8 protein-coding genes are annotated in these 11,036 nt (G+C 71.2%); 4 read left to right on the top strand and 4 right to left on the bottom strand.

Translation table 11 applies throughout. The annotated features are described in order from the left end of the window. Positions 1-493: 493 nt before the first annotated feature. The 4 genes from ABH937_RS37755 to ABH937_RS37740 form a co-directional block, all read right to left on the bottom strand. Positions 494-790: an integrase core domain-containing protein gene (locus ABH937_RS37755; RefSeq protein WP_280691808.1), complete on the bottom strand. Its 297-nt coding sequence runs from the start codon at positions 788-790 to the stop codon at positions 494-496. Positions 791-1,190: 400 nt separating this feature from the next. Then, positions 1,191-1,580, bottom strand: a complete 390-nt coding sequence (locus ABH937_RS37750; RefSeq protein ID WP_280692949.1) for a transglycosylase SLT domain-containing protein — start codon at positions 1,578-1,580, stop codon at positions 1,191-1,193. Positions 1,581-2,728: 1,148 nt separating this feature from the next. Beyond that, entirely contained in the window at positions 2,729-3,346 is a 618-nt protein-coding gene (gene thpR / locus ABH937_RS37745) for an RNA 2',3'-cyclic phosphodiesterase (RefSeq protein ID WP_280692947.1), read from the bottom strand. A gap of 436 nt (positions 3,347-3,782) precedes the next feature. Further along, positions 3,783-4,394, bottom strand: a complete 612-nt coding sequence (locus ABH937_RS37740) for a C39 family peptidase (protein ID WP_280692946.1) — start codon at positions 4,392-4,394, stop codon at positions 3,783-3,785. Between the two features lie 813 nt (positions 4,395-5,207). Between ABH937_RS37740 and ABH937_RS37735 the strand changes: the two genes are divergently transcribed. The 4 genes from ABH937_RS37735 to ABH937_RS37720 all read left to right on the top strand — a co-directional run bounded on the left by ABH937_RS37735 (position 5,208) and on the right by ABH937_RS37720 (position 10,871). Then, positions 5,208-5,351 carry a hypothetical protein gene (locus tag ABH937_RS37735; RefSeq protein WP_370220816.1) on the top strand — a complete coding sequence of 48 codons (144 nt, stop codon included), beginning with the start codon at positions 5,208-5,210 and terminating at the stop codon, positions 5,349-5,351. Positions 5,352-5,465: 114 nt separating this feature from the next. Further along, positions 5,466-6,767, top strand: a complete 1,302-nt coding sequence (locus tag ABH937_RS37730; RefSeq protein WP_280692942.1) for a magnesium transporter MgtE N-terminal domain-containing protein — start codon at positions 5,466-5,468, stop codon at positions 6,765-6,767. After that, complete coding sequence (locus tag ABH937_RS37725) at positions 6,764-8,536, top strand: NRAMP family divalent metal transporter (protein WP_370220814.1); 1,773 nt, start codon at positions 6,764-6,766, stop codon at positions 8,534-8,536. Before ABH937_RS37730 ends, ABH937_RS37725 begins: the two co-directional genes overlap by 4 nt. 496 nt (positions 8,537-9,032) lie before the next feature. Then, positions 9,033-10,871 carry a flavin monoamine oxidase family protein gene (locus ABH937_RS37720; protein ID WP_370220813.1) on the top strand — a complete coding sequence of 613 codons (1,839 nt, stop codon included), beginning with the start codon at positions 9,033-9,035 and terminating at the stop codon, positions 10,869-10,871. The last annotated feature ends 165 nt before the right edge of the window (positions 10,872-11,036 follow it).

Here is an 11,036-nt window from a genome sequence, read left to right as displayed (position 1 = left end):
CACCTTCAGCGGCTGGCACCACCACGTCACCCTCGTCTCCCTCGCCCACGCCTTCTGCACCCTGCGAAGGCTGGCCACCGCCCCAAAAGACACGGCACCGGCCTGAGCCTCTACCAAGTCGTCCGGGAGCTACAGACCCTCCTCGCGACCTGGGCCGGTGCCTGCCCCACCTGCCACCGCGACGTACCCATCGCCGCACCGACCTGACCAAGCCCTACTAGTACTCCGGTCCGATTCCATGAGCTCTGACGGCGCCATACCAGAGGTGGCTTCGCCCGTGAAGGGATCGGCGGCGAGCTCATCAATCCAGCCCCAGCACCGCAGACGCCCGCTCCAGGTTGGCCAATGGGACAACTCCGGCCCCGGACACACTTTTTGTACACGGTGCCTAACGTTCGGGCATCGGTCATCGGCGCCTGTTCCTGGCTTTCGGCGAGGAACGGGCGTTCGCCGTTTCCCACCCTGCGCCTGCCGAATATCTCATCCGCCCAGGTCAGGCGGCATGCCGGTACTCGTGGATCACTCCGCCGAGTCGGTCGTGTTGGCGTATGTCCAGACGGGCGATTCGCCTGGGATCGGTGATCGGTTCGGGGACCGCGCGTAGGGGCGCCGCCTGGTTCATGGCCTGATGGGGCCGGTGCGCATTGTGATGGTGCTCGAACTCGCGCAGCGCGTGCCGCAGGTGGCACTCGTTCCAGATCAAGGTCCGATCCAGCAGCTCATGGCGGCAGGTCTGCACCCAGCGCTCCATGATGGAGTTCATCCGCGGCATGCGGATACCGGAGAGCACGACCTGGATGCCGGCGTGCTGGCGGGAGCACAACAGGCTTGCTGTGCAGACCGACACCGGAGGGGCCGCTTCACCGTGAACAGGTCCTTCGCTCTGCGCGCGGTTGTCGTACGTTCTGGGTCTGCCCGACGTCGCCCGCTATCGGGCAGGGAGACGGGCATCAAGTTGCCCGCGAGTTTCGTGTTGCACGAACACCCCGCACCCGATCGTGAGGTTCACCGCCGAGCTAAGGGGCGTTCTCGTCCTGTCCGGCTGCCAGGTGGCTCCGTCCGTGGTTGCTGCGGACGAGCCGAGGGGCCCGGTGCGCGTGGTTCGCGCTCCGGGCCCCTCGGCTCTGGCCCCGTTCGGCCCGGCCCTGGCCTGGATTTGTGGCGTGGGTCGTGGTCGTGGGGCGGGTGGGTCAGTAGTTGTGGTGGATCTGCCAGTAGGCCCAGGCCTGGTTGGGGCTGCCGTAGCGGGTGTTCATGTAGTCGTAGGCCCACTTGATCTGGGTGCCCGCGTTGGTCTGCCAGTCGGCGCCGGCGGTGGCCATCTTGCTGCCGGGCAGGGCCTGGGCCAGGCCGTAGGCGCCGGAGGAGGGGTTGGTCGCGGTGACGTTCCAGCCGCTCTCGTGGGAGATGATCTGGTCGAACGAGGCCAGCTGGTTGGCGGGCACGACGCTGGCGGCGATCTGCTGGGGGGTATCGGCGCTGGCGGTGGCCGGGGCGACGGCGGCGCCCAGGGCGGCGATGCCGGCGGCGGAGACGAGCAGGGCGGCGGACTTGCGCATGCGGGTGGTGATCACGGGCATGTGGGAGTTCGACCTCAATCGTGCGGGGTGCCTCGCCCCGCGGCTGTGCGGACCCGGAAGGTCCGGCGGGCGGGAGTCGGCACCGGGGCGGTCACGGGTGGTGACCGCCGGGCGGGAGTCGCGGCAGTGGATCAGACCGCCGCCGCGGCTGGCGACTGAGCCATTGTTAGCGGGGCCGACGCCCGGATCCAAGGGTGTCCGCTACGACGCGGCGTCGTAGCGGGGCGGGGCGCATGCGCCCGCCGGAGGCGGGCCGGCTGCTCGTCGTCGGGGTGGTCAAACCTGGCCGGGCACACTTTTTTGGGCGATTTGCACCGGTTTGGCCTGCGGAAACGACGGAAGGCCGACTGCGGGCGCGGGAGCGCGGCCGCTGCGGCGGCCGACCAGGCGGGCGCGGCGGGCGGGACCGGCGGGCGGCCTACTAGGAAGGGTAGGAGACGCGCGGGACGCGTGAGCACCATCACGGGCCGCTGCGGTCCGACACCCGCCGCGAGGAGATCCGGCTCACACCGCGGTGACTGCCCGCAACCACCCGGTGGCGCCGGCCCGTGTCCGGCTGCGGCCCGGCCGCCGAAGACCCGCACGCGCCCGGCCGGGCGCGCCCACGAAGGCCCGGCGTAGCGGCGCACTGCCCGCCCGCTCCGCACCTCCCGGACTGGAGCGCCGTCCCCGCCAGGACGAGCCGGGACGGCGCGGCCGGTACGGGGCGGGTCGGCCGGTGACGGTCTCGGGGGACCGGTAGAGCGCGTCCGGAAGCGCGCTCTGGTGGTCGCTCGGCTTTCCGTCGGCGCGGCCCCCGCCTGCCTGCGCAGCCACGTGCCGACAACGATCCGAGCCGTCTGGGCCACGACGCATCCGTCTGGTACCGGCGCGCGACGGCCACCACGAGCGGGCGACAGCTCAGCGCATCTGGACCCAAAGCTGCGTCCTTGCCTTGTCACGCCTCCACGCCTACGAGACCGGAGAACGAAGGCCGGTGACAGCCGACTTGGCGGGGACCAGCCCGTTCGAGCCGGGCCAGGCGGGGACAACGAACCGAAGACAGCGAGCCCGCCCGACCCACCCGGGCGCAGCACTGCCCGGCCCGGGGTTCCGTCCCCAACGGACCGTCACGCAACCACCACCCGCCGCAGGCGCTCGCCTGCCGGCTACGGCTCGGTGAGGGAGCCGTCGCCCCCGGCCCGGACGGCGGCGGCGAATCGCCACGCTTCGATGTCGCGGTAGCGGATCGGCCCGGGGCCACGGCCGATGTTGCTGCCGACAAGGTGGAGGCGTTCGGTCCACCACGGCCGGCCCACGAACCCGGTGAGCCCGGCCGCGGCCTGCGGCACGCTGGTGGGATCGTCGCGGCGGGACCGTGCCAGGGTCAGATGGGGGCGCAGCGGGCGGTCCCTGAGCTCGATCCCGCAGGACCTGATCAGGCCCCGGATGTCGGCGGCGAGCAGGTGCAGTCCCTCCAGGTCCCCGTCGATCCCGCTCCACAGCAGTCGCTGGTCGAAGTGGCCGCCGCCCCGCAGGCCCAGGTGCAGGGGTGGGTGCGACGCAGTCGCACCCACCAGCGCGGAGCGCAGCAGCGGCACTGCCGTGGATGGCAGTTCACCGAGGAAGGCCAGGGTGATGTGCCAGTCCTCGATCCGGTTCCACCGCAGCCGTGGGTACCTGGCGTAGGCGGGCTGCAGGGCCTGGGCCAGTTCATCCTTGGCGTCATCGGGCGGAGCCAGTGCCACGAAGACGCGCAGGGTCGAGGGCTCGGGGTGATCGTCCACGAGGGGGGAGGTTAGCTGAGGGTAGGTGGCCTGCGCTCGCTGGTGCCGCCGGGGTCGATGCCCTGGTCGTCAGCCGCTACCCCTGCCGCGGCCGCCGCGCTGCCCTGGGGCACAGCACCTGCCTCGTCAGGCATCCACAGTTCGGTGGTGCGGGCGGGCCGTCAGGGCGCTTTGAGCAGCCGGCCGAGGAGCTCGACGAACTGCTGGCGAACGTACAGGGCGCCAGGTCGGTGTCGGGCAGGTTCGCAACTGAACTCGACGCTTGGCTGGAGCGGGCGTTGCTGCTCATCGGGGAGGGAAACGCTGCGGCCGACGCGCAGTTCGACCGCGGAATCCGAACCGCGTCCGGAGCGCTTGCGCCGCCGTCCAGGGCCCCCATTACCCACGGGCCGGGCCCGCTGCCGCCTCGACAGCGGGTCCGACCGGGGCGCAGCGGTCACTGGACGATGACCGCCATGTCGCCGTAGGTGGCGTACCCGGCGTCGAAAGCCGCCTCGCTGATCTGCAGTTGCCCGCGGGCCGGGTCGTTGACCAGGTACTGTCCGTTGCTGACCGCGGTCACGACGACGGTGTGTTCGGATGGGCCGGCGTAGGGCACCACCTGACCGTCGTACGCGGTGTACGAGCTCGCCGCGACGTCACGCCAGTTGTAGTCGACCCATACGATCGCCGGGTGTCCGGCGGCAACGGCGCTGCTCAGCTGAGCGGGGGAGATCCCCTGCCCGGCCGCCGTCACGGACAGGCCGTAGGACTGCGCGGCCTGGGCGATCGGCGGGGAGTACACGCCGAAGCCGGTGCCGGCTGCTTCCGAGCCGTTGGGGTCTCCCACGAAGGCCCGGAACGGGTCCCCGGACAGCGGCCCGGAGACTCCCGCCTGGGGATGCGCCAGGTCGACGCCGATGCGCCCGAGCACGTCCTGGTCCGACACCTGCACCCCCCGTGCGGCCAGCACCATGCGCAGGGAGGTCGCCTCGCAGTCGTTGGCCAGTTGCTGCTGGTAGGCCGGGACGGCGGCGGAGGCGGCGCTCGAGGGGGGCGTGCCGGCCATCATGACAGCGCTGGTCAGGACCGCGGTGACGGCCGCTGCCAGCCTGCCGTGCCTCTTCGTCGCCGGCCGGCCCAGCGTTGGGCGTCTGCCGGCGCGCGGTGCGGTCGCGGGTGACGAGGGCGCGGGTGGAACCGGCCGTCGCGGACTCTGGTGCGGGCACCGCCCGCCGTTCAGGACGTCTTCGTGGCTCTCCATGGCTCATCTCCTTCCCACGGCTCCTCATCGTCTGAGGGCCGGACACCCGCCGCCAGCTGCCGCTGGCCTTTGCACAGGTCGGCGGCAGCTGCGGACGTACGTTCCTTCCATCGAACCTCGGCTTCGCTCGCTTCGCCCGCTTCGCCCCGCGGTGACACCAGCGCTGGCGGAGCCGACCGCTGTGGTGTACGCGGGAGTTGCCCGGGCAGCCGGCAGCCGGCAACCGCGACCTGCGCGTGGTCTGGAGCCTGGAGCACCCCCGACCGCCGTCGGCTCACGGTCTGCGTCTCGGACACACTCTTTGCCCGCCGGGCTCGGAGACCGGGCACCGTGAATCGGCGCCCGGTCCAGGCCTTCGGCCAGGTGCGGGCGTTCGTCGTTCCGCATCGTCCTCAGCTCGTAGCATGTCTCGCTGGAGCGTCAGCCAATGACGAGATCACCTCACCGCGAACCCCGCTCGGCGGGCACGCATCAGCGCTGGACGGCGTGCCCGCCACTGGGCTGCACGAGTTGGCGGGCTCGGGCCCGCTCTCCCACCAGATCAGCCACTGGCTCTTCAGGTCGACGGCCGCCTCACTTGCTCCTACCGCCAGTCGTTGTTGCGGCGACCAACTCTCCATGAACCGCCTCTACACCGCGTGGGCGTTCGCCACCCACGGGCACGACGCCGGCCGGCTCGAACGCCACCTCGACCTGACCGGCGGCCTGGCCCGAGAGCTCGTCGAGCAAGCCCACCAACGCAGCGGGGTGCCACGCTCCTGACGTCCGCACGGCCTGCCCCGGCCGGGTGAATACGCGTTGCGCCATTCGAGCCGGGTACCGCCCCACGACGGTGCGTCCCACGGGCCGTCGCCACAACCGGACTAGCGTCGTGGCGTGGACCGTGTCGTGTCGCTTTCCCAGCTGTTGCGCCGCCCGCTGGTGGGGCGTGATGGCGCGGTCGTGGGCCGCCTGTCCGATGTGATCGTCCGTCTGCGCGGGCGCGACTACCCCTTGGCCACCGGCCTGGTCGTGCAGATCGGCAAGCGCGAGGTCTTCCTGCCCATCGAGCAGGTCGCGGACTTCGACGGCGAACAGATCCGGCTGACCAGCGAGGTCGTGGACCTGCGGCCCTTCGAACGGCGCGAAGGCGAGGTCCTGCTGCGCGCCGACGTGCTGGGGCACCGCGTGATCGACGTCGCCGACGTCGAACTCGTCCGCGCCCACGACCTGGAGCTGCGCCGGCGTCCGGACGGCTGGGTGGTCGACCGCCTGGACACCCACCCGCGCCATCCCCGCGTGTTCGGCTTCCTGGCGGGCGAGGCCCATCCGCAGTGGCGGGACTGGAAGTCCTTCGAGCCGCTCATCGGCCATGTCCAGTCGGCGCGTGCGCGGGGGCCGTTCGGGCGCCTGGGCAAGCTCAAACCGGCCGACCTGGCGGACCTGCTGGAGGAGGCCAACCGCACCGAGTCGCACGAGATCCTGCAGACCGTCCACGCCGATCCGGAACTGGAGGCGGACGTCTTCGAGGAGTTGGAGCCCGACTCGCAGACCCGCCTGCTCGCCCAGAAGAGCGACGGCGAGATCGCCGAGGTACTGGGCAGGATGCGCGCGGACGACGCCGCCGACGCGATCAACGACCTGCCGCAGAACCGCCGCCAGCCGGTGCTCGACGCCCTGCCGGCCGGCCAGCGCACCAAGGTCCTGACACTGATGGGCTTCAACCCCTCCAGCGCCGGCGGCCTGATGGCCCTGGACATCCTCACCACCGCGCCTGGCGCCACCGTCGCCGAGGTGCTGCGCCTCGTCAGCGCGGCCCGGACCCTGCAGCCCGAGGCCCTCACCATCGTCCACGTGGTCCGCGACAAGAACCGGCTGATCGGCACCGCGACCCTGGTGGCGCTGCTGCAGGCCGATCCGGACGCCCTGATGGAGCAGGTCATGGCCACCGAACCGGTGCGGGTGCTCCCGGACACGGACGTCGAGGACGTCGCCCTGCTGATGACCGACTACAACCTCCTCAGCGTGCCCGTCGTCGACCACCATGACCAGATCCTCGGCGTCATCACCGTCGACGACATCCTGGAGACGGTGATCCCGGAGGACTGGCGCCGCCGCGAGCCCGCCCCGTACCCGGGTCGCCGCACCGAGGACGACACGCCGCGTGAGCCCACGAACCCAACGGATCTCGGCGGATGACGACCCCTCAGAATCCCCCGGACGACAACGCCCGCCCCGCACCCCCGCCCACCCCGGCACCGTCGGTGCCGCCCGTGCCCGTACCACCCAAGGCCACATCGCCGGCCAGGCCCACCTCGCCGCCTGAACCGCCGCCTGAACCGCCGGCCGCAGCGCGGCCCAGCGCCGTCCTGGACGAGGCTCATCTCGGGGACATCGAAGGCGCGTTCGGCCGGATCCCCAGGGATCACGCCGAGGAACGCCCGGGCTTCAAGACCCGTCTGCTCACCCTGCTGGCCATCGTCGGCCCCGGCATCATCGTGATGGTCGGCGACAACGACGCCGGCGGTGTCGCCACCTACGCCCAAGCCGGTCAGAACTACGGCTACTCCCTGCTCTGGGTCCTGCTGCTGCTCATCCCGGTCCTGATCGTCAATCAGGAGATGGTGGTCCGCCTCGGCGCCGTCACCGGCGTCGGCCACGCCCGTCTGATCAACGAACGCTTCGGCAGGTTCTGGGGCTGGTTCAGCGTCGGCGACCTCTTCGTCCTCAACTTCCTCACCATCGTCACCGAGTTCATCGGCATCTCGCTGGCCGCCGGGTACCTCGGCGCCTCCAAGTACTGGGTGGTCCCCCTGTCCGCCCTGCTGCTGATCGCCGTCACCGCCAGCGGCTCCTTCCGCCGTTGGGAACGCGCCATGTTCGCCCTGATCGCGGTCAGCCTCCTGCTCATCCCGCTCACCCTGATGTCCGGGCCCCAGTGGGGCCAGGCCGCCTACCACTTCGTCGTCCCCGGCATCCAGGGCGGCATCACGAGCGACGCGGTCCTGCTGATCATCGCGATCGTCGGCACCACCGTGGCGCCCTGGCAACTCTTCTTCCAGCAGTCCAACGTCATCGACAAGCGCATCACCCCGCGCTTCATCGGCTACGAACGCGCCGACACCGTCATCGGCTCGGTCGTGGTCGTCGTCGGAGCGGCCGCCCTCGTCATGATCGCCGACTTCGCCGCCCGCGGCACGAGCTTCGCGGGCAACTTCACGGACGCCGCCGGTGTGGCCAACGCCCTCGGACAGCACAGCCGCACGCTCGGCGTCATGTTCGCCATCGTCCTCATGGACGCCAGCATCATCGGCGCCGCCGCCGTCACCCTCGCCACCAGTTACGCCTTCGGCGACGTCTTCAACCTGCGGCACTCCCTGCACCGCGGCTTCGGCGAAGCGAAGAGGTTCTACGCCTCCTACAGCCTGATGGTGCTGCTCGCCGCCGGCATCGTCCTCATCCCCGGCGCACCGCTCGGCATCATCACCGAAGCCGTCCAGGCCCTCGCCGGACTCCTCCTCCCCTCCGCCAGCGTCTTCCTGCTCCTGCTCTGCAACGACCGCGAGGTCCTGGGCCCCTGGGTCAACCCCCGCTGGCTCAACCTCATCGCCACCCTCATCATCGCGGTCCTGCTACTGCTCTCCGCCACCCTGATGACCGCAACCCTCTTCCCCCACATCGACGTCAAGGCACTGACCCGCTGGCTCGCCGGCGCCCTGGTCGTCGCACTCATCTCGGCGGCCGGCGGCCTGCGGATCGCCCGCAGGCGTTCCGGCGCCCCGGCCCGCGCTCCGGCGCCCACGATGCCGGCGGCCGAGAAGCTCGCCTGGCGCATGCCCCCGCTTGCCCTGCTCAAGCCCGTCCGATGGTCGCCCGGACTACGCCTCGGCATGCTCGCCCTGCGCGGCTACCTCGTCCTCGCCGCCATTCTGCTGCTGGTCAAAGCCATCCGCCTCGGCGGAACGTGACCAGCGCACCACCCACGGGGGCCGGCCGTGACGAACCCGTCGCCGCCAGGGCGCTCGCCGTGCGCGACCTCGAACTGCCGTGCCCCCGCCCACGGTAGTGGAACCGCTGGTCTTCAAGGGCGGTCGCTGCGTCTCGCTCGCGGCGGACGAACCGGCGCCGCGTGGTGTTGAGGGAAGGCCGCCAGATGATTCCCTTCGGGACGGGCGAGTGCGGCGGGCATCAGGTTCCCGACAAGAGCTACCCGAGGCGTGGAATGGCAAACGCCAGGCCGGGAAACACAGTTCTCGCACGAGGCAGAGCGAGAGGTGCTTGCGCTCCCGGACGACGCGTGGATGGCGTGTCCGTCTGAGCGTCTGTCACGGGGAGGACCAAACCGAGGCGGGAATCGGGTTTCTTCATCCGTTCGGGTGAACCGATGGGTTGGCACGTGCCCGAATCAATTCGATGGGGTTTGATCTCGTCCGACGAAATGTTCATTCCGTCCCAGGAGCTTGTATGCCGAACTCGCCCACCAAGAGCAGCGATTCACCTGAGAGTGGCCCGACCGCTGTCGCCCGGCGCAGCTTCCTCGGCTCGGCCGTCGCGGGGGCCGCGGTCGCGGGAGCCGCCGTGGCGGGAGCCACCGGCTTCACCGGGAGCCCGTCCATCAACCCGCCGATTTCCGACCCGTCCCACGGGATCGACCCGGCGGTCAGCCGGGACCTGGCCCGCAAGCTCCTGCTGGTCGGCGACAAGGGCGAGGACCTGAAACTGCAGTACCTGCGGATCCTGATCGACGGCCAACTCCCGCCTCGAGCAGCGCGCAAGAAGATCCTGATAGTCGGCGCCGGCGTGGCCGGACTGACCGCCGCCACGCTCCTGAAGCGGGCCGGGCACGAGGTGGTCGTCATCGAGGCCAACGAGAGCCGGGTGGGCGGCCGGGTGAAGACCTTCCGCAACTTCAAGGACAAGGCCCTGTACGCCGAGGCCGGCGCGATGCGGCTGCCGGACTTCCACCCGCTGGTCCGCGCGCTCGCGGACAAGCTCGGGCTCAAGCGCCAGCTCTTCTACAACGCCGACGTGGCACCGGGCGCCCAACCCACCGGCACCATACCGCCGGTCACCTACCGGGCCTTCACCGGCGAGACCTGGACCAACGGCCCCGACGACCACACCTTCACGCCCCCGGCGTCCGGCGGGAAGCGGCTGATCCGCGTCAACGGACTCACCACCACCCGGGCCGCCTACGCAGCCACGCCGCAGCGGGTGAACGGCACGTTCGGCGCGAGCGCCGGCACCGTCATGGCGGACGCGCTCAACGAGGCGCTCAAGCCGGTGACCGTCTCCGGCGACGCGAGCATCAACGACCAGATCGACGCCTGGGCGACCATCTTCCAGAAGTACGACGACTACTCCACCCACCGCTACCTGGTCGAGGAGGCCGGCTGGGACCTGGCGCAGATCCAGGCGGCGGGCACCCTGGAGAACCTCACCTCCCGGCTCCACTACTCCCTCATCCCGACCCTGATGGACCACGCGGCGATCACGCCGACCGACCGCTACTGGGAACTGGTCGGCGGCTTCGACGTCCTGACCGAGGCTCTGGCCGCGCCGCTCAGGAACGACATCCGGATGGGCCGGCGGATGACCCGCCTCGTCCAGAGCGACAGCGGAGTCCGCATCGAGACCACCGCCGAGAGCGGCACCGAGGCCTCCTGCGACGGCGCACCGATCCAGCCCGCCGAGTGCTTCGAGGGCGACTACGCGATCGTCACCATCCCGTTCAGCGCACTGCGCTTCTGCACCGTCGAACCGCTGATGTCCTACCCCAAGCGCCGGGCCGTCAACGAGCTGCACTACGACTCCGCCACCAAGGTGCTGCTGGAGTTCAAGACCCGCTTCTGGGAGCAGGGCCCGGACGGCTTCACCGGCGCGGGCTGCACCTCCGACAGCCCGAGCCGCAACACCTACCTGCCCTCGCACGCCCCGGCCGGATCGCCGGGCGGCGTGGTGCTGGCTTCGTACAGTTGGTCCGACGACGCGTTCCGCTGGGATTCCCTCACCGAGGGCGAGCGGGTCGCGTTCGCCCTGGACGACATGGAGCGGCTGTTCGGCCCGGTCGTCCGCGCCTCGTACGCCGGTGTGGGCGTCAGCCAGTCCTGGGCCAGGGCCCGCTACGCGCTCGGCGAGGCGGTCATCTTCACCCCGGGCCAGCTGCACGAACTGCACCCCGCCACCCGCACGGTGGAGGGCCGGGTGCACTTCGCGGGCGAGCACACCAGCCTGAAGCCGGCCTGGATCGAGGGCGCCCTGGAGTCCGCGGTCCGCGCCTTCCTCGAGGTCCACCCCCGCTGAATGACGCGCCCCGCCCCGCAGGTGTGAGACCGGGGTGCGGCCGGCCGGCCCGGGGGCCGGGGGGGCCCCCGGCCCCCGCGCCCCCCCCCCGTCGCGTGCCAGCGCACCAGCCCCGCCCGGGGCCGCGCCCGAGCCCCACCCGCTGCGTGGGAGGGCGCCCGGCGC

Source organism: Kitasatospora sp. GAS1066B, from assembly GCF_041262605.1.
Lineage (GTDB): Bacteria > Actinomycetota > Actinomycetes > Streptomycetales > Streptomycetaceae > Kitasatospora.
This window is presented reverse-complemented; position numbering and strand designations above follow the sequence as displayed.